Origin of the sequence: Phenylobacterium sp. (assembly GCF_036563285.1) — a bacterium.
GTDB lineage: Bacteria > Pseudomonadota > Alphaproteobacteria > Caulobacterales > Caulobacteraceae > Phenylobacterium.
Window position 1 is genome coordinate 255,844 of record NZ_DATCMR010000006.1, and the last position, 18,214, is coordinate 274,057.

20 protein-coding genes and 1 tRNA gene are annotated in these 18,214 nt (G+C 71.9%); 6 read left to right on the plus strand and 15 right to left on the minus strand.

Annotation, left to right across the window (positions count from 1 at the left end):
- Position 1 precedes the first annotated feature (1 nt).
- From VIL76_RS06150 to VIL76_RS06160, 3 genes are read right to left on the minus strand one after another with little or no spacing between them, the layout of a single operon-like run.
- Positions 2–1,240, minus strand: a complete 1,239-nt coding sequence (locus tag VIL76_RS06150) for a PQQ-dependent sugar dehydrogenase (RefSeq protein WP_332044117.1) — start codon at positions 1,238–1,240, stop codon at positions 2–4.
- Positions 1,237–2,952 (minus strand): asparagine synthase (glutamine-hydrolyzing), encoded by a 1,716-nt coding sequence (gene asnB / locus VIL76_RS06155; RefSeq protein ID WP_332044118.1) that lies wholly within the window; start codon positions 2,950–2,952, stop codon positions 1,237–1,239. Before asnB ends, VIL76_RS06150 begins: the two co-directional genes overlap by 4 nt.
- Positions 2,952–3,980: a glycosyltransferase gene (locus tag VIL76_RS06160; RefSeq protein WP_332044119.1), complete on the minus strand. Its 1,029-nt coding sequence runs from the start codon at positions 3,978–3,980 to the stop codon at positions 2,952–2,954. The genes asnB and VIL76_RS06160 overlap by 1 nt, the downstream gene beginning before the upstream one ends.
- Positions 3,981–4,075: 95 nt before the next feature.
- Here VIL76_RS06160 and VIL76_RS06165 point away from each other — a divergent pair.
- Positions 4,076–4,152, plus strand: a tRNA-Met gene (locus VIL76_RS06165).
- Between the two features lie 71 nt (positions 4,153–4,223).
- Positions 4,224–5,480 (plus strand): serine hydrolase domain-containing protein, encoded by a 1,257-nt coding sequence (locus VIL76_RS06170; protein ID WP_332044120.1) that lies wholly within the window; start codon positions 4,224–4,226, stop codon positions 5,478–5,480.
- A gap of 7 nt (positions 5,481–5,487) precedes the next feature.
- On the opposite strand, the gene VIL76_RS06175 is transcribed toward VIL76_RS06170, so the two are convergent.
- Genes VIL76_RS06175 through VIL76_RS06185 form a run of 3 tightly spaced genes read right to left on the minus strand, consistent with a single transcriptional unit; the run spans position 5,488 to position 7,329 of the window.
- On the minus strand, positions 5,488–5,658 hold the full coding sequence (locus VIL76_RS06175) for a hypothetical protein (protein WP_332044121.1): 171 nt from the start codon (positions 5,656–5,658) through the stop codon (positions 5,488–5,490).
- 6 nt (positions 5,659–5,664) lie between these two features.
- Positions 5,665–6,288, minus strand: coding sequence for a class I SAM-dependent methyltransferase (locus VIL76_RS06180; protein WP_332044122.1), 624 nt, complete (start codon positions 6,286–6,288; stop codon positions 5,665–5,667).
- The gene (locus VIL76_RS06185) at positions 6,289–7,329 is read right to left on the minus strand and encodes a DUF2125 domain-containing protein (RefSeq protein ID WP_332044123.1); all 1,041 of its coding nucleotides are present in this window, start codon (positions 7,327–7,329) and stop codon (positions 6,289–6,291) included.
- A 20-nt stretch (positions 7,330–7,349) separates the two neighbouring features.
- Here VIL76_RS06185 and VIL76_RS06190 point away from each other — a divergent pair, with 20 nt between their 5' ends.
- Complete coding sequence (locus tag VIL76_RS06190) at positions 7,350–7,889, plus strand: gamma-glutamylcyclotransferase (protein ID WP_332044124.1); 540 nt, start codon at positions 7,350–7,352, stop codon at positions 7,887–7,889.
- 130 nt (positions 7,890–8,019) lie between these two features.
- Here the strand turns inward: VIL76_RS06190 and VIL76_RS06195 are convergent, their stop codons facing one another.
- The 5 genes from VIL76_RS06195 to ftsE form a co-directional block, all read right to left on the minus strand.
- The gene (locus VIL76_RS06195) at positions 8,020–8,244 is read right to left on the minus strand and encodes a DUF3072 domain-containing protein (RefSeq protein ID WP_332044125.1); all 225 of its coding nucleotides are present in this window, start codon (positions 8,242–8,244) and stop codon (positions 8,020–8,022) included.
- Positions 8,245–8,304: 60 nt separating this feature from the next.
- Positions 8,305–9,003 carry a lysophospholipid acyltransferase family protein gene (locus tag VIL76_RS06200; RefSeq protein ID WP_332044126.1) on the minus strand — a complete coding sequence of 233 codons (699 nt, stop codon included), beginning with the start codon at positions 9,001–9,003 and terminating at the stop codon, positions 8,305–8,307.
- 2 nt (positions 9,004–9,005) lie between these two features.
- The gene (locus VIL76_RS06205; RefSeq protein ID WP_332044127.1) at positions 9,006–9,632 is read right to left on the minus strand and encodes a YdcF family protein; all 627 of its coding nucleotides are present in this window, start codon (positions 9,630–9,632) and stop codon (positions 9,006–9,008) included.
- Positions 9,629–10,522: a cell division protein FtsX gene (locus VIL76_RS06210; protein WP_332044128.1), complete on the minus strand. Its 894-nt coding sequence runs from the start codon at positions 10,520–10,522 to the stop codon at positions 9,629–9,631. Before VIL76_RS06210 ends, VIL76_RS06205 begins: the two co-directional genes overlap by 4 nt.
- Positions 10,523–10,709: 187 nt before the next feature.
- On the minus strand, positions 10,710–11,432 hold the full coding sequence (ftsE, locus tag VIL76_RS06215) for a cell division ATP-binding protein FtsE (RefSeq protein WP_332044129.1): 723 nt from the start codon (positions 11,430–11,432) through the stop codon (positions 10,710–10,712).
- Positions 11,433–11,488: 56 nt separating this feature from the next.
- Between ftsE and VIL76_RS06220 the strand changes: the two genes are divergently transcribed.
- Both VIL76_RS06220 and VIL76_RS06225 read left to right on the plus strand, forming a co-directional pair.
- Positions 11,489–12,352, plus strand: coding sequence for a DUF3426 domain-containing protein (locus tag VIL76_RS06220; protein ID WP_332044130.1), 864 nt, complete (start codon positions 11,489–11,491; stop codon positions 12,350–12,352).
- Positions 12,345–12,872 (plus strand): phosphoribosyltransferase, encoded by a 528-nt coding sequence (locus VIL76_RS06225; RefSeq protein ID WP_332044131.1) that lies wholly within the window; start codon positions 12,345–12,347, stop codon positions 12,870–12,872. The genes VIL76_RS06220 and VIL76_RS06225 overlap by 8 nt, the downstream gene beginning before the upstream one ends.
- A 577-nt stretch (positions 12,873–13,449) precedes the next feature.
- On the opposite strand, the gene VIL76_RS06230 is transcribed toward VIL76_RS06225, so the two are convergent.
- The 4 genes from VIL76_RS06230 to argH all read right to left on the minus strand — a co-directional run bounded on the left by VIL76_RS06230 (position 13,450) and on the right by argH (position 17,577).
- A complete protein-coding gene (locus VIL76_RS06230; RefSeq protein WP_332044132.1) occupies positions 13,450–14,487 on the minus strand; it encodes a fatty acid desaturase in 1,038 nt (345 codons plus the stop codon).
- 95 nt (positions 14,488–14,582) lie between these two features.
- Entirely contained in the window at positions 14,583–15,854 is a 1,272-nt protein-coding gene (gene lysA, locus VIL76_RS06235; protein WP_332044133.1) for a diaminopimelate decarboxylase, read from the minus strand.
- Positions 15,851–16,153, minus strand: coding sequence for a hypothetical protein (locus VIL76_RS06240; protein WP_332044134.1), 303 nt, complete (start codon positions 16,151–16,153; stop codon positions 15,851–15,853). Before VIL76_RS06240 ends, lysA begins: the two co-directional genes overlap by 4 nt.
- Positions 16,150–17,577: an argininosuccinate lyase gene (gene argH / locus VIL76_RS06245; RefSeq protein WP_332044135.1), complete on the minus strand. Its 1,428-nt coding sequence runs from the start codon at positions 17,575–17,577 to the stop codon at positions 16,150–16,152. The genes VIL76_RS06240 and argH overlap by 4 nt, the downstream gene beginning before the upstream one ends.
- On the opposite strand from argH, the gene VIL76_RS06250 reads away from it, so the two are divergent.
- Entirely contained in the window at positions 17,578–18,213 is a 636-nt protein-coding gene (locus tag VIL76_RS06250; RefSeq protein ID WP_332044136.1) for a TlpA disulfide reductase family protein, read from the plus strand.
- Position 18,214: the final 1 nt, after the last annotated feature.

The following is an 18,214-nucleotide window of genomic DNA, read 5'->3' on the forward strand; positions in this document are numbered from 1 at the left end:
CCTACTTCGGGGCGATGCGGATCACGCGGCCCTTCTCGGCGTCGGTGGCGAGGTAGAGGGCGCCATCGGGGCCGACCACCACGTCGCGGATCTCCTCGTCGAGCTCGCGGAACAACCACTCCTCGGCGCTCACACGCTCGCCGTTCAGCACCAGCCGCGACACGCGCTTCTGGTTCAGCCCCCCGACGAACAGGTTCCCCTTCCAGGCCGGGAAGGCGTTCGCCTCGTAGAAGGCCATGCCGGACGGCGCGATGACCGGGTCCCAGTAGTAGATCGGCTGCTCGGTCCCTGCCTTCTGGGTGATCCCGCCGGTGATCTGCCCGCCCTGGTACTCGATGCCATAGGCCACGTCCGGCCAGCCGTAGTTGCGCCCCGCGCGCACGATGTTCAGCTCGTCACCGCCGCGGGTGCCATGCTCGACCTCCCACAGATCGCCGGTGCGCGGGTGGATGGCGGCGGCCTGGATGTTCCGGTGGCCAAGCGAGAAGATTTCCGGCCTTGCGCCGGCCCGGCCGGCGAACGGATTGCCCGACGCCGGCTGCCCGTCGCGGGTTATGCGCACCACCTTGCCGATGGTCGTGTCCAGCTTCTGGGCGTTGGGCCGGCTCTCGGTGTTCATCCGGTCGCCCGTGGTGACGTAGAGGGTCCCATCGCGGGCGAACACTACGCGCCCGCCGAAGTGGCCACGCGAGGCGAACGGCGGCTCTTGGCGCCAGATCACCCGGACGTCCTCGAGCCGCGTCGGGCCTGCCGTCGAGGAGACCAGCCGCCCGCGGGCCAGCGCGGTGTTGTTGCCGCCGTCGCGCGGCTCGGAGAACACAAGGTAGACGAAGCCGTTGCGGACGTACTCGGGGTCGACCGCCAGCCCCAGCAGCCCGCCCTGGCCGCCGGCGTCGACCTTCGGCACGCCCTCGATCGGCGGCGACAGCCGACCGTTCTCGAACAGGCGCAGCCGCCCTGCCTTTTCGGTGATCAGCAGCGCCCCGTTTGGCAGGAAGGCGATCCCCCACGCCCGCTCCAGCCCGGTGACATAGTCGCTGGCCTGGTACGCCATGTTGGACTTCACCGCCGGGGCGCGGGTCTGGCCCGCGAACGCCGGCTTCTGGTTCGGCGCGTTGGCCGGCCGCGTCTCCTCCGGTCCTCCGCCGGCGGCGGGGCGGGCGGTCTGGGCCTGCAGCTCCTGTCCTCCGCAGGCGGCGAGAACGACGGCGGAGGCGGCGACGAGCATCAGGCGGGTCATTTGGGCTCCCTCGAGCTGAAGACAGGTCCCCCGACCTTGGCCAGCGCCTCTTCAGGTGTGGCGCCTTCCAGGTGGATCAAGGCCCAGACGGCGAAGAACAGCAATGGCCAGCGTTCGGCTCCGGCCCGGAAGGCCTCGGCCGCATCGGGCCGCACGCGGCGCACGGCGTCCACCTGGGCGATCTTCGCGGCGATGGCGTTGGCCCGCGGCGCGATCCAGGCTTCCACCGGCACGGTGAAGCCCTGCTTCTTCGCCCAGGGCTCGGCGGCGGGACAGGCGCGCTCCAGCCACTTGCGCAGGATCCACTTGCCATAGCGGCCGCGCACCTTGAACCGATCGGGGAGGGGGAAGGCGAAGGCCGCCACCTCCGGGTCGAGGAAAGGCGTGCGCCCCTCCAGCCCGTGCGCCATCAGGCAGCGGTCGAGCTTGAGCAGCAGGTCGTTGGGCAGCCAGGTCGACACGTCCGCCCACTGCGCCTGCTGCAGGGCCGAAAGCCCGGCCGGCGCCCTGGCCTCGCCGCGCCAGCGGGCGAGCACGGCGGCGTCCTGCGTGCGCGGCTCGGCCGGCCGGCCGCCAAGCCAGGTGGGCCGCAGCGCGCGGCGGTAGCGGCCGTAGCCGCCGAACAGCTCGTCGCCGCCCTCGCCGGTTAGGACCACGGTCAGCGTGCCCTTGGCGGCCTCGGCTAGCTTGTAGGTCGGCAGGGTGGCGTAGTCGGCGGTGGGGTCGTCCAGCGCCCAGGCCACCTTCGGCAGGATGCGCCAGAAGTCCTCCTCCCCGAAGCTGGTCTCGCGCCAGTCGAGGTCCAGAGCCCGCGCCACCTTCTCCGCCGCCGCGCGCTCGTCCTTGGCGCCCTGCGCCTGGAAGCCGCAGGTGAAGGCCGTCACCGGCCGTTCGTTCAGCCGCGCCATCAGCGTCGCCACCGCGGCGGAATCGATCCCGCCCGACAGGAACAGCCCATACGGCACGTCCGAGCGCTGGTGCACCCGCACGCTGTCCTCCAGCACCGCGTCCAGTTGCTTGAGAAGGGCCGCCTCGTCGCCCGAATTCGACGTGGCGGCCTTCAGCGGCCCGCGCCGCCAGTTGGAGACGATCCGGCCGTCGCGGACCTCCACCACCTCGCCGGGGACCAGCCGCCGCAGGCCCTGGAACGTGGTGCGCGCGCCCAGCGTGTAGTTGAACGCCAGCAGCTCCTTCGCCGCGTCCTGGTCGAGCTCGGTTCGCATCAGCCCGGCCTTGAAGAACGCCCGCGGCTCCGAGGCGAAGGCCAGGCCGCCGGCATGCTCCATGATGTAGAGCGGCTTGATCCCGAACGGGTCGCGCGCCAGCCAGGCGCGCCCGTCGGCCCCCAGCAGGCAGAAGGCGTACATGCCCCTGAGCCGCTCGAAGGCCTTCTCGCCTTCCCGGGCATAGAGGTGCAGCAGGGGCTCGAAGTCCGACCCCGTCGCCAGCTTGCCCTCCAGCTGGAAGTCCCGCGCCAGCTCCAGGTAGTTGTAGATCTCGCCGTTGCCCATGACGGTGGAGCCCGCCGCATGCATCGGCTGCCAGCCGCACTCCAGGTCGATGATCGACAGCCTTGCGTGCGCGAACGCCGCGCCGGCGACCTCCTCAAGCCGAACCCCGTCCGGCCCACGGTGAGCGATCGCCTGCGCCATGGCCCGGGTGGGCGCGCCCATCTCCCCCTGGCCGCCCAGCACGCCCGCGATGCCGCACATCAGGCGGCTCCGTAGTCGGCGAACAGCGCCTGCCAGCGGGCCACCACCGCGGCCTGCGAGAACTCCGCCTCCACCCTCGCGGCGCCCGTCTGCACCATGCGGATGCGCAGTATCGGCTCGTCCAGCACCCGGCGCACCGCGGCCGCCAGGGCGTCTGCGTCGTCCACAGGGACCAGCAGCCCGTCCTCGCCGTCCTCGATCAGCGCCGCCGGCCCCTGGCTCGCCGCGGCCACCACCGGCAGGCCGTGCGCCCAGGCCTGGATCACCACGTTGCCCAGGGGCTCGAACCGCGAGGGGAAGACGCAGACATCCGCCGCCCGATACAGAGCCGAGGCGTCGGTCCGCCAACCCAGGAACCGCACCCGCTCGGCCACCCCGAGCGCCTGGGCTATCCCCTTCAGCTTGGCCCCCAGCGGCCCGGCTCCGGCGATCCACAGGTGCGCGTCCGGCAGCCTTGTCAGGGCCGTCAGCGTCACGTCGTGCGCCTTGGCCTCGTGCAGCCGACCCATGGAGAGCAGCAGCGGGACGCCGTCGGGCGTGCCGAGGCTCGCCCGCGGCAGGGCGGCGCCATCCTGCGGCGCCGGGGCGAAGTTGGGGATGTGGGTCACCTTGCCGGCCGGCCAGCCTTGTCCCACGACCCACTCGGCGATGTCCTCGGTGTTGGCCACCAGGTGGTCGAAGCCCTTGTAGTACTTGAGGCTGTAGTAGCCGCCGAGCCGCCCGATCCGCGCCCACGGCCCCTTGGGCGTGTGCCGCGCCGCCCGGTTCATCCAGGCCAGCGCCAGCTTGGTTCCGTTCACCTGCGCCCAGCCAGCCGCCGCGGTCCGGGTCAGGATGTCGAGAGGGCCGCCGAACCCCAGCACCTTCACCGGCACGCCGGCGACCTTCAGCGCCGCCTCCCGCGCCGGATGCCTGCGGATCGCCGCGGCCTCGGGCACGCCGGAGCGCGCGAGCGCGGTCACAAGGTCCACGAAATAGGTCTCCGCCCCGCCCTCGCCGGACGTGCCCAGGAGATGCAGCACGCTCATCGCGGCGCGGAACCTAGCCGTTCAGGAGGCTGCGCGCGAGCGCTTGAAGCGCCCGTTCCAAATCCCTATAACCCGCGCCTCCGCGAGGGGCCCGTGGCTGGGTAGCTCAGATGGTTAGAGCGGTGGATTCATAACCCACAGGTCGGCGGTTCGATCCCGCCCCCAGCTACCACTTCCGCCCCTGCGACTTGCCAGCCCCTGGGGAACGCTGCCATCAGTCCTCCCAAGGGCAGGACGTACTCAATGTTCAATCGTTTTCTGGCAGTCGCGCTCGCGGCCGGGCTCGTGGCGGCTTGCGCCCACGGCGCAGGCGGGGCCCGGGGGGCCGATCCCGCGGTCTCCTCGATCGTCCGCGGCGACGCCGCGGCGCTGGGCTTCGATCCCGCGAAATTCGAGGCCGCGCGTGCGGGCCTGAAGGCCGACGTGGCGTCGGGCAAGATCGCCGGCGCCTACCTCATGATCGGCCGCAGCGACCAGGTGGTCTTCCAGGAGGGCTTCGGGACCCAGGGCCCCGGCCAGACCACACCGGTGACCGAGGAGACCATCTTCCGCGTCTTCTCGATGACCAAGCCGGTGGTCTCGGTGGTGGCCATGACGCTCGTCGAAGAGGGCAAGCTCAACGTCGACGACCCGGTGGCCAAGTACCTGCCGGAGTACGCCAACCTCGCCGTCTGGCAGGCGGACGGCAGCACCAAGCCGGCCGCCAGGCCGATGCTCGTGCGCCACCTGATGAGCCACACCTCGGGCATGATCTACGGCTTCATCCAGCCGACCTCGCCCCTGGCCCGCGCCTGGGCGGCCGCTGGCGAGAACCGCTCGGACCTGCCCAACCGGGAGTACGCCCGCGCGCTGGCCAAGGCGCCGCTGCGCGCCGAGCCCGGGACCGCGTGGAACTACGGCCGCTCCACCGACGTGCTGGGGGCGGTGGTCGAGGTCGCCGCCGGCAAGACCCTGGACGTCCTGGTGCGCGAGCGGATCACCGCTCCGCTGGGCATGAACGACACCTTCTTCTTCCAGCCGGAGTCGAAGCGGGCGCGGTTCGCCGAGGCGAAGAACGACGGCGGCGGCGGCGTCTACTACGACTACGCCAAGCCCACGCCGTTCCTGTCCGCCGGCGGCGGCCTCTCCTCCACGGCCGAGGACTACCTGCGTTTCGTGCTGATGCTTGCCAACGACGGCGAGTACAAGGGCGTGCGGATCCTCAAGAAGGAGACGCTGCTCAGGATGCGCCAGGACGAGACCACGCCGGAAATCCGGCGCAACGGCCTGTTCTTCCCGGGCGCGGGGATGGGCTTCGGCCTGGGCTTCAGCCTGGTGCTCGACGACAAGGTCCAGCGGCCGGGGCAGGGGACCTTCAGCTGGTGGGGCATCGCCGGCACCGAGTTCTGGGTCGACCCGAAGAACGACGTCTTCATGATCTTCATGGTCCAGGCCCGCGAGCACGCCCAGGAGTACCAGCGCAAGAACCGCGCGTGGATCTACGACGCCCTGGTGAAGTAGCCGACGCCTAGCTCTGCTCGCCCGCGCCGGGCTCGTCCTTGGGAACCTTGATGCGGTCGGGGCGGTCGATCTCGCCTTCGCCGGCCTGGCCCTCGCCGGATGGGCCCCACTGGCCGCCGTAGACGTCGGGGGCGGGGCGCTTCGGCTCGGGCCGGGTCTCGGGCTTCTCGTCGGGCATGGCCCCTCAAGAACGCGTGGCGGCGCCCCACTCGTTCCATCCGGCGAAGCGGGGGCTTTTCGGCAGGTACATGGTCTCCACCTTGCCGAGCCTGAAGCCGCCGGCGGCGATGGCGCTGGCGACGGGCCGGGTGAGGTGGCAGCCGCCGGCGATCTTCTTCCAGACCGGCTCGATGCGGCGCTGCCATTTGGCGACCTCGGCGTCGGGGGCGAGGCCGTGTTCGCAGAACAGGAAGGTCCCGCCGGGCTTCAGCACGCGGCGCGCCTCCGCCAGCGCCTGTGCCGGCCCGCAGACCGAGCACAGGGTGAAGGTGCAGACCACGGTGTCGAAGCTTGCGTCCTCGAACGGTAGGGCCTCGGCGGTCCCGTCGTCGATCTGCACGGAGAGGCCATCGGGTCTGGACGCGGCGAGCGCGGCGGCGCGCAGCTCCGGCGAGGGATCGACGCCGATCAGCTCGGTCACCTTCGCGGGGTCGTAGAAGGCGAGGTTGCGGCCCATGCCTATGCCCAGCTCCAGCACCCGGCCCTGCGCCTTCGGCACGACCTTCGCCCGCTGCTTCATGATCGGCGGCGCGCCGCACGCGAAGCCCAGCAGCTTCGGCAGCACGTAGCGGTCGTACAGCGAGGCCACTCAGCGGACCTCGTAGACCTTCGGCGCGGGCCCGAGGGCGACCGGCCCCAGGGTGGTCTGGCCGGCCTGGAAGCTGATGGTGGCGCGGGCCTGGTCGCCGGTCTGGCGGGCCTGCGCCACGGCGCTGGCGGCCGAGGCGGCCTCCGGCGGCACCACGCCCATCTGGCCCATGGTCCCCAAGGCCAGCGGAGCCTGCCGCAGGCTGACGTCCAGGGCGCCGCGCAGCCGGCCGTCGTGGCCGACGCCGAGCGTGCCGGCGTTGGCGCCCAGCACCGCCTCGCCGGCGGTGATGCCGCTGGGCCGCACGCTGATCTCGCCGCCGGCGTCAGACCAGGCCCGGACGGCGCTTGGCCAGTCGCTTCCCTTGAAGGCGCTCATCTTCGACAGGGTCGAGTTCCAGGTGATCGACACCGGCCGGTCGCCGGCGATGCGGCCGATGAGGCCCGCCAGCCGGGCCTTGCCGTTGTCGACCTTGGCGAACAGGCCGCCTTCGTCGTTGGGACCCGGGCGCAGGTGGAATTCCACCCGGTCCGCCGCCTGCAGCGCGAAGGGCTGGGCTCCGGCGGCCGGCTGGAAGGTGAGGCCGACGCCCTCGAGGCTGACGCTGGGCGGGGTCTTCTCGAAGTCGCCCAGGCTCATGCGGATCATCTTGCCCTTCACCGTCACCGGCCCGCCGAGCGGGCGGACGAAGGTGAGGCCCTGCGGCGTGGCGAGCAGCCAGGAGCCCACGTCGTGCATGTAGGCCTGGGCCTCGACCCGCGGGCTCTCCAGCGCCCAGCCGGACGGCTCGCGGACGCGCGCGTCCGTCAGGGTCACGTTGAGGCGGAACGGATAGCCGCCGATGCCGCGCTCCTTCCAGCTGATCTGGTAGCCGGCCTTGGCCAGATCCTCGACGGCTGTGTCCATCCGCGCCCGCGCCTCGCCGCGCGCCCAGATCCACACGCCCGTCCAGCCGACGGCGGCGATGAGGGCGAGGACGAACGGCAGGTAGAGGCCGAGCCGGCGGGGTTTGCGGGGCGGGGGCAGATCGTGCAGAGACATGGCCTCATCGGAAGGGGCGGATGGCGGACGAACGCTGGGTCTTCGGCTACGGCTCGCTGATGTGGCGGCCCGGGTTTTCGTACCTGGAGCGCAGGCCCGCAACCCTACACGGGCGACGGCGCGCCTTCTGCATCTATTCCGTCCACCACCGCGGCACCTACGAGCGGCCGGGGCTGGTGCTGGGCCTAGCGCCGGGCGGGGCCTGCCGGGGCGCGGCGTACCGGATCGCCGACGCCGACTGGGATCAGGTCTACGCCTACCTGCTCGAGCGGGAGCAGCCGACCGAAACCTACGTCGAGGCACGCCGCGCCGTGCGCCTGGCCGACGGACGGCGGGTGGACGCGCTGGTGTTCCTCTCCGACGTGCGCCACCCGCAGTGGGCCGGCGCGCTCAGCCTGGAGCGGCAGGCCGAGCTGATCGCCGGCGCCACAGGCCTCTCCGGCCGCAACGTCGACTACCTGCGCGACCTGGTGGAGCACCTGCGGGAGGAAGGCGTCCGGGACCACGGCATGGAGGTCCTCCTGGGCCTGGTGGAGCGCCGCGAGCTGGCCGCCGGCTGAGGCGTGTTACACGCCGTGTCAGGGCTATTTGCATCACCCAGCGCGACAACTCTCGCAATTGCGTAAGCTGTTGTATTCACTTGTGAAGAACCTATAGATCATACCTCGGACTGGCTCCTGAGCCAAGAAATCAGCGCCCGAGTTTTTCCTTCAGCGCGTCGATGCGCTTGGAGGCCTCGGCCTTGGTGAGGTCCTCCGGCGGGGGCTCCTCGTGGCCCTCTTCGGACAGGGTGGTGAGGTAGGACGCCTGGGCGCCGGTCATCGGCTCGTCGCCGGAGACCCAGTCGTCCGGGTCCTTCTCGGTGTTGGAGCCGGGGTTCGGATCGAGCTTGGGATTATGGGTCTGTTCGGACATCGCGCCACCTCCGTTGTTCGCGTTCCGTTCTGAACGGGCGGAGGGGGGTCAGCGTTCCAGCTAAAGCGGCAACAGCTTCGTGGTCGCGGTCTCGATGCGCTCTTCCAGCAGGCGCATGAACTCGCCGCGCTTCAGGCCGGGCGGGATCGGCTCCAGGTACTCGAAGACGATGGTCCCAGGCGTGCGCAGGAACTTCTGCCAGTGGACGCCGGAGTTGGTGGCGACCGGATGCACGGGCACGCCCAGCTCGCGGTAGAGGGCGGCCACGCCGGGCTTGTAGTCGCTGGGCGCCCCGGGCCTGCTGCGGGTGCCCTCCGGGAAGATCACCACCTGCCGGCCCTTGGCGAACAGCGACTTGGCGCGCGCGACCATGGCCTTCAGCGCGCTGGCGCCGCCGCTGCGGTCGATGTCGATGGTGCCGACCTTGGCGGCGTACCAGCCGAACCAGGGAATCCAGTTCAGCTCCTTCTTCATCACGAAGACCGAGGCCGGCAGCCAGGTGAACTGGGCGAAGACGTCGTACATGCACTGGTGCTTCGGCGCGACGAGGGCGGGCCCCTGGGGAATGTGCTCGCGCCCGCGGACCTCCACCCTCACGCCGCAGATCGCCAGCAGCACGACCAGCCCGCGGCCCCAGACGTGGAACATGCCCAGCGTCCAGCTCGCCGGACCCAGTAGAAGCGGCGTGCAGACGAGCGCGACCACGACCGACCAGACGTAGAAGAGGACATGGAAGACGAAGGAGCGGATGGCGACCACGGTCAGCCCTTCTGTTGCGCCGCGGCGGGCGTCTGCCGGGGACCCAGCCCCAGCACCGCCTCGCGGCCGAGGATCGCCAGATACTTGCAATACTCCACCACCATCAACCTCGCGGTCCTGGGGCGGCGCCACCAGCGCTTCTGGGTGAGGCCCGGCGTCTCCACGGCGTAGGACTGCAGCCGGTAGTCGGGCTCGCGCATGACCGCGCGCAGCTCCAGCATGGCGCGCGGCAGGTGGTAGTCCGCAGTGACCACGATCAGGCTGTCGAAGCGCATGGCGCGGGCCCAGTCGGCGGTCTCCCGGGCGTTGCCGACCGTGTCGAGCGCGCTGAACCCTAAGTCCACGCAGCAGTCGTAGAGCCGCCGCCCGGCGCGGGAGAGGGTGCGGATGTCCTCGCGGCTGGCGTCCTTGTTCACGCCCGAGACCAGGACGCGCAGGCCCTTCTCGTCCTCCAGCAGGCCCACGGCCGAGGCGATGCGGGCGTTGGAGTTGGCGCCGGTCAGGGCCACGATCCCGTCGGCCGCCTCCGGCTCCGGCGGCGGCGTGGACTGGTCGACCCGCGCGGCGAAGGCGAACAGCCCCGCCGCCCAGATCAGAGCCAGCACAAGGAAGGCCGCGATGGACTTCATTGCATCTCCCGGATCAGCCGCTGGGCCGTCAGGCGCGCGGCGACCGCGGCCACCAGGGCCGCGATCACGGGGCATAGCACCACCCAGGCCAGATCGCTCCAGGCGACGGGCAGGGCCGGCGTGACGCCCTCGCCGCCGCCCACCAGCCGGGCCAGCGCGCCCGCGCCGGCCGCGGCCGCCGCGCCGACCAGGCCGGCGATCCCGGCGATGCGGGCGAAGCGAGCCTGGAACAGGCGGGCGATGAAGCTGTCCTCGGCGCCGGCCAGGTGCAGCACCTCGACCACGTCGCGGCGCGCGGCCAGGCCGGCGCGGGTGGCGAAGGCGACCACGGCGGCCGAGGCGCCGGCGATCAGCAGGAAGACCGCCGCGCCCGCCCAGCGCACGACCTCGGCGGAGCGTCGGATGTCCTCGATCCAGACGCTGTGGTCGTCCACCGCGGCGTCGATGCCCTGGGCGCGCAAAGTCCGCTCCAGCACCGCGCCGGTGGCCGGCCGCCGGCGGTCGAGGGTCACCGCCACCAGCCGGGGCACCGGCAGGTCCTCGAAGTCGGCGATGTCGCCCAGCCAGGGGCGGATCAGGTCGTAGGCCTTCTGCGGCTCCAGCGCCCGGGCCTCGGAGACCCCGGGCGCGCCGGCCAGCGCCTCGGCGGCGCGGGCGGCGGCGGCGTCCGGCGTCTCGCCGCCGCGCGGCCGCACGATCACCGTGGCTTCTCCCGCGAGCTGGCCGCTCCACCCGCGCGCCGCGCGGTCTGCGGCGATGACGCCCAGCGCCGTCAGGCACGCCAGGAAGCAGAGCACCGCGACGACGAAGATCAGCGCCCCGTTGCGGGCGTCCTGCTCGGGCAGGAACGGCGCGGGCCGCCAGCGGGCCGGATCGAACAGCTCGCTCATCGGGGCGAACCCCCTGCCACATCACCAGGTCTCATCCCGGTTTCGGCGCAGCCGAAAACCGCGACCCATGAACTGCGGGTGAGGGGTTGGACCCGCGGCGGCGCCCCTGCCGCCCGTCCGGAGGCGCCGAGCGTAATGGGTCCCGGGCTTCGCTTCGCGAAACCGCGATGACACGGAGTGGGGGAGCTCATGCTCCCGGTCCCATGGGGCCGCGGCGGTGGATGCGGCCGGCTTCGAGGTGGAGGACGGGGCGGCCGGAGCGGGCGACGAGGTCCTGGTCGTGGGTGGCGATGAGGACGGTCGTGCCTAGGCGGTTGAGCTCGACGAAGAGGCGGAAGATCCTGAGCGCCATGTCGTGGTCGACGTTGCCGGTGGGCTCGTCGGCCAGCAGGATCTCCGGGCGGTTTACGACGGCGCGGGCGATGGCCAGGCGCTGCTTCTCCCCGCCGGCCAGGGTGGCGGGCATGGCGTGCATGCGGCTGCCCAGGCCCACCCAGGTGAGCAGCTCGGCCACGTCGTTGCGGTAGTCGGCGGGCTTGGCGCCCGCCAGCCGCAGGGGCAGGGCGGCGTTGTCGAAGGCCGAGAGGTGCTCCAGCAGCAGCAGGTCCTGGAACACCACGCCGATGCGTCGCCTGAGCTTGGGCTTCACCTTGGCGGGCGCGCGGGAGACGTCCTGGCCGAACAGGTGGACCAGCCCCTTGGTGGGCCGTTGGGCCAGGTAGATCAGCTTCAGCAGCGAGCTCTTGCCGGCGCCGGACGGGCCCGTGACGAAGTGGAAGGAGCCGGGGGCCAGGGCGAAGGTCAGGTCGCTGAGCACCTCCGGCCCGCGCCCGTAGCGCATCGACACATCGTCGAAGCGCACAACTTCTTCTGCGGAGATGTCCGCCGCGGCGATAGGGTTTCTGGACATGGAGGCCGAAATCGGCGACCTCGGGAGGGGTTGCTGGAGCGTCGCGATTCGCAGCCATGATACTGACCTGCCCAGAGTGCGCCACCAGCTATTTCGTGGACGATTCACGCATCCCGGCGGCTGGCCGGATGGTGAAGTGCACAAGCTGCGCCGCCCGTTGGCGCGCGCGTCCCGAGACCGCGTTCGCGGCCGAGCCTGAACCCGAGTTCGACGAGCCGGAGCCGCAGATCGCGGCCGCCGAGGACATCGTCGAGGCGGCCGAGCCGGAAGAGGTCGCGGCCGAGCCGGCCACGGCCGCCGCCATCCCGGAGGACGACCTGGAGTTCGTCGAGGCCGAGCCCGCCCCGCGCAAGCGGGCCGCGCCTGCGCGCCCCGAGCCGAAGAGGCAGGCCATCGGCGCCGTGATCGCCTGGGGCGCGATGGCCGCCACGGTGGCGGCCCTGGTGGCCGGCGCCATCGTCTTCCGCAAGGAGGTGGTGCGGCTCGCGCCGCAGACCTCCGGCGCCTATGCCGGCGTCGGCCTGCCGGTGAACAGCCTGGGGCTGGTCATCGAGCACGTGAAGGTCGAGCCCACCTTCCAGGGCGGACGGCCGGTGCTGTCGGTGACCGGCTCGGTTCGCAACGTGGCCGAGCACGCCGCCGACGCCCCGCCGCTGCGCATCGACCTGCTGGACAAGGCCGGCGAGCCGGTGGCCGCCAAGATCGCGCGGCCCATCGACGCCCGCATCCCGGCAGGCGCGCGCCGCCACTTCGCCATCGCCATCATCGACCCGCCGTCCACCGCCCGAGACCTGCAGGTGGCGTTCGACACCGGGCCCAAGGCCGAGCCCACCGCCCACACAGCCGAGGCTGCGCCGGCCGCCGTAGAGGCCCAGCCGATCCCCTCCGACAGCCCCCACGCCCTCCCGGACCATGGCTGAGACCCAGCCGGCGGTCCTGCTGAGCGAGGAGGAGGTGGCCCAGCGCGTCGAGGCGCTGGCCGCGAAGATCGCGCCGCGCATCGACGACGAGACGGTGGCGATCTGCCTGCTGACCGGCGGCCTGTGGTTCTGCGCTGACCTGATGCGGGCGCTGTCGCGGCACGGCCGGCACGTGCGCTTCGACGCCCTGTGGCTGGCGTCGTACCGCGACGAGCGGGTGAGCGCTGGGCGATGCGAGGTGCGGGCGGACCTGCAGCGGCCCGTGGTTGGCCGCAAGGCGCTGATCGTCGACGACGTGTTCGACACCGGGCTGTCGCTGTCGGAGGCGGCGCGGCTGGTGAAGGATAGCGGGGCCAGCGAGGTGCTGACGGCGGTGTTCGCGAGGAAGCCCTGGCCGAAGCCGCGGGCGCTGGTGCCGGACTTCGTGGCGTGGGAAGCGCCGGGGCGGTTCCTGGTGGGCTACGGGATGGACGCCGCGGGGCAGTACCGCGGGCTGCCGTTCGTGGGGGCGATGGATTAGGGGGCGGCGGCTGCCTCAGCCTCTCTTCCGACGCATCGCCCGCCGGAGCGCGATCACCACGAGGACGTAGGCAGGGGTTACCCCCGCGACGATCACTGCGCCAAGGACCCACCCATCCCGGGGCGCGCGCAGCGCCAGCCCGTGCGAAGGGATCACCTGCACGAGCCAGAGGGCGGGTGCGCCGACCAGCAGTCCTGCCACGACGGCGATCAGCCCTTCTCGAAGGTCCTGTGGCACTTGCTTCCTGGCCATTGATCTCTTGGGTGGATGCGAGCCTGCCGGTCTCGGCAAGTCAAGGATCGCGCGTGCCGCGCGACCGCGGCGGGGCGGCCCTGCGGGCCGTCCTTGAGTTGCCGAGACCGGCAGGCAGACTTGCTGCCGTGAGATCAATGCTTGGGTGTGGGTCTTCACCCCTCTCCCGAGGCGGAGCCTTGGGAGAGGGCAGGGTGAGGGCCGGCTCGTGCGAGGCGGCCGTGCCGGATCCCGAGTCGAGGGCCCTTGGGCTGGCAGCCGGAGCTGGCCCAGCCGGGCCTCACCCCGGCCCTCTCCCGTCGCTGCCGCGACGGGGAGAGGGGGGTCAGCTCGTCGCCAGGGCGGGCTGGAGCTCGGGGCGGCGGTGGAGGGCGCGGGCCTGGGAAAAGGTGACGAGGCGGCCGGCCTGTTCGTCCCAGAGGGAGCGGGTGAGGGCGGCGAAGGCGTCGCGGATGCGCAGGCGCGGGGCGTCGCGGAAGGCGGGGTGGCTCTCCAGCGCCTGGGGCAGGCGGTAGAACGGCACGCGCGCCGCCAGATGGTGGACGTGGTGGATGCCGATGTTGGCCGTGAGCCACTGGAGCGGCTGCGGCAGGGCCAGGTGCGAGCTGCCGACCAGGGCGGCGTCCGCGGCGCTCCACTCGCGCTGCCGCGCCCAGTAGGACTCCTCGAACTGGTGCTGCACGTAGAACAGCCAGACGCCCAGAGTCGCGCCGACCACCGTCACCGCCGCATGGGTGGCGAGGAAGGGGAGGAGGGTCCCGGTGAGCGCGAACGGGATGGCTGCGACGGCGATGGCGAGGTTCACGCCCATGACGCTGCGCCAGGCCCAGCCTTCCCGCATCAGGCCGATCGGCAGGCGGTGCTGCAGGATGAACATGTAGGAGGGGCCGAGGCCGAGCATCACCAGCGGGTGGCGGTAGATGCGGTAGGCCGCGCGGCGCACGAACGGGAGCGCGCGGTACTCGGCGACGGTGAGGGTCTCGATGGCGCCGAGGTCGCGACGGTCGAGGTTGCCGGAGGTGGTGTGGTGGATGGCGTGGGTGCGCCGCCAGTACTCGTAGGGCGTCAGTGTCAGGGCGCCGATGATGCGGCCCACCCAGTTGTTGGCGGCCGAGCTGCGGAAGAAGGCCTGGTGGCCGCAGTCGTGCTGGATCAGGAACATCCGCACCAGGAAGAGACCGGCCGGAACCGCCAGGGCCAGGCCCGCCCACCACCAGCCGCGCTGCATGCAGACGAAGGCGGCGGTCCAAAGGACGACGAACGGGACGGCGCTCACGGCCAGCTCCCAAAGGCTGCGGCCGTGGTGCGGCTGCTGGAGGGATCGCAGCGTCTCGCGCAGCGCTTTGGCGTCGGTTTCGGGCACGGGATCTCGGGGAAAGAGCGGGGGGTCTGAGCCTTAACGCGGAGAGGGCCTCCCCGTTCGACCTCCGCCGTCGGGAAGATTCACTTAGGTGAGTGTCAGAACCATGGCGCCGGGCGTTCGCGGCCCAGCATGTCGTCGTAGGAAGGCCGCGGACGCACAATCGCCCACTCTGCGCCGCGCACGAGCACCTCGGGCGCGAGCAGGCGGCTGTTGTACTCGCTCGCCATGGCCGCGCCATAGGCGCCGGCGGACATGAATGCGATCAGGTCGCCGGCTTCCAGCGGGGGCAGGGCGCGGTCGCGGGTGAAGGTGTCGCCGGTCTCGCAGACAGGTCCGACGACGTCGTAGATGACGGGGTCGCCGTCACGCGGCTTCACCGGGCGGATGTCGTGGTAGGCGTCGTACATGGCGGGCCTGAGCAGGTCGTTCATGGCGGCGTCCAGGACCAGGAACCTGCGCCCCTCCGGCCGCGCGTTGACGTGCAGGACGCGGGCGACGAGGACCCCGGCGTTGGCGGCGATCATGCGGCCGGGCTCGAAGGCGTACTGGATGTCGTCCAGGCCCTGCATGGTGCGCGCGATCATCGCGGCGTAGGCGGCCGGCGCCGGCGGCTCGGGCTGGTTGAAGTAGGGCACGCCCAGCCCGCCGCCGAGGTCGAGGCGCTCCACGTCGTGGCCTTCGGCGCGCAGGCGCTCGACCAGGCTGCGCATCTTGCCGAACGCGGCCTCCAGCGGGGCGAGGTCGGTGATCTGGCTGCCGATGTGGCAGGCGACGCCCACGGGCCGCACGCCGGCCATGTTGGCGGCGTTGGCGTAGAGGCGCTCGGCCTCGGCGAGGCTGACGCCGAACTTGTTGTCGGCCTTGCCGGTGGAGATCTTGGCGTGGCCGCCGGCGGCGACGTCGGGATTCACTCGAATAGCGACCGCGGCGCGGGCGCCCATCAGCTGGGCCACGCCATTGACCATGTGGAGCTCGGGCTCGGACTCCACGTTGATCTCGGCCACGCCGGTCTGCATGGCGAAGGCCACCTCCGCCTCGGTCTTGCCGACGCCGGAGAAGACGATGCGCTCGGGCGGCACGCCGGCGGCGAGCGCGCGGCGGATCTCGCCTTCCGAGACCACGTCGGCGCCGGCGCCCAGCTGGGCCAGGGTGCGCAGCACCGCGACGTTGGAGTTGGCCTTCACCGCAAATGCGATCAGAGGATCGCCCAGCCCGGCGTCCACCAGGGACTCGCGCAGCACGGTGTAGTGCCGCTCGAGCGTCGCGGAGGAATAGACGTAGACGGGGGTGCCCACCTCCGCCGCGATGGCCGAGAGCGGGACGTCCTCGCAGGTGAGCTCGCCCCCCTGGAGCTCGAAGTGGTTCATCGCGGATTGGCGAAGGGGTCGGGGATGGAGCCGGTGGGGGCGGGCCGGTTGGGATCGCGCGGGGCGCCCTCGATGGGCAGGGTGCGGCTCGGGGCGGGGTCGGTGGTGCGGTCGCGCGGGTCGACGGTGTCGACGGGGCGGCTGGGATCCTGCGACTGGCGCTCGGCCTCGCTGGCCTGGCCGCTGGTGGCGCGATCCTGGCCGAACAGCGGACCGGGGCGGTCCAGCGCCCCCATCTTCCCGCAGCCGGCGAGCGCCAGGAGGGCGCAGAGCGCCAGGGCGGATTTGGCGGGGCTCATGCGAGGATCTCCTTCCAACGGTTGATCTGGCTCCGCACCTGGTCGGGCGCGGTTCCGCCGTAGCTCCGGCGGCTGGCCACCGAGGCGGCCGGCGTCAGCACGTCGTAAACGCCGTCGGTGATGCGCGGCTCCAGCGCCTGCAGCTCGTCGAGCGGCAGGCCCGGCAGGTCGCAGCCGAGCTGCTCGGCCCGCTTCACCGCCGCGCCGGTGACGTGGTGGGCGTCGCGGAACGGCAGGTTCAGCTCGCGCACCAGCCAGTCGGCGAGGTCGGTGGCGGTGGAGTAGCCTGCGCCGGCCGCCGCGGCCATGCGCGCCGTGTCGGGCGTGAGGTCGGCGACCATGCCGGCCATGGCGGCGAGGCTGAGCTCCAGGGCGTCGAAGGCTTCGAAGGTGGGGACCTTGTCCTCCTGCATGTCCTTCGAATAGGTCAGCGGCAGGCCCTTCATGACGACGGCCAGCTGGGTGAACGCGCCCAGCATCCGGCCGACCTTGGCGCGCACCAGCTCGGCGGCGTCGGGGTTCTTCTTCTGCGGCATGATCGAGGAGCCGGTGGTGAAGGCGTCGGACAGCTTCACGAAGCCGAACTGCGGCGTCATCCAGATCACGATCTCTTCGGCCAGGCGCGAGAGGTGGACGGCGCAGATGGTGGCCGCCGCCAGCGCCTCCAGCGCGAAGTCGCGGTCGGCGACGCTGTCGAGGGAGTTGGCCGTGGGCCGGTCGAAGCCCAGCGCCTGCGCGGTCATCTGGCGGTCGATGGGGAAGGGGGAGCCGGCCAGGGCCGCGGCGCCCAGCGGGCTCTCGTTCATGCGGGCCCGGGCGTCAGCGAAGCGGGCGGCGTCGCGGCCGAACATCTCCACGTAGGCCATGAGGTGATGGCCGAAGGTCACCGGCTGGGCCGGCTGCAGGTGGGTGAAGCCCGGCATCAGCGCGTCGGCGTGCGCCTCGGCCTTGGAGACCAGGGCGCGCTGCAGCGCCTTGATCTGGTGCTGGGTGCGGTCGCAGGCCTCGCGGACCCAGAGGCGGAAGTCGAGCGCCACTTGGTCGTTGCGCGAGCGGGCGGTGTGCAGCCGGCCGGCGGCGGGGCCGATCAGCTCGCGCAGGCGGGCCTCCACGTTCATGTGGATGTCCTCGAACTCCTCGCGGAACGGGAAGCTGCCTGCGGCCATCTCGGCCTCGATGGCCTGGAGGCCTTTCTGGATGCCCGCCTCGTCCTCGCTTGAAATGACGCCCGCCTTCAGCAACATCGCGGCGTGCGCGCGGGACCCGGCCAGGTCCTGCGCGGCGAGCCGGCGGTCGAAGCCGATGGAGACGTTGATCGCCTGCATCAGCTCGGCCGGCTTGTCCGAGAATCGGCCGCCCCACATTGCCTGGCCGGCCTGCCCGGCAGACGGGGTCTTCAGGGCGTCAGAGGAGTCGTCGGTCATATGAGCGATCAATCCGGGGCGAGGCCCAGGGGCGGACTGCTGAAATGGGCCCTCTGGGGCGCCGCTCTCCTGGGCGTCGCGGCGGTTCTGTACATCATGGCGAAGGCGTCCTCCAAGCCGGAGCCGGAGATCGCCACCGGCCCGAAGCCGGCGGCGGCGGCGCCGGCGAAGTCGGTGATGGAGAAGTTCGAGCTGCCCGAGGGCGCCGGGCCGCCGCCGACCTACGTCTTCAAGGACGCCGCCGGCAAGCCGGTGAAGGTCGCCGACCTGAAGGGGAAGGTGGTGGTGATGAACCTGTGGGCCACGTGGTGCGCCCCCTGCAAGATCGAGATGCCGACGCTGGCGAAGCTCGCCGCCGACTACCAGGGCCAGCCGGTGGAGGTGGTGACGGTCAGCATCGACAAGGGCGAGGACGTGGAGAAGGCCCGCGCCTTCCTGGCGGGCCACGCGCCGCTGAAGTTCTACAGCGATCCGGAGGCCAAGCTGCCGTGGTCGATCTCCCCGCCGGTGACGGGGATGCCCACCACCTTCATCTACGGCAAGGACGGCACGGAGCGGGGCCGCGTGTCCGGCGAGGCCGACTGGGCCGGGCCCGAGGCCAAGTCGATCATCAACCGCGTGCTGGCGGAGGGCTGAG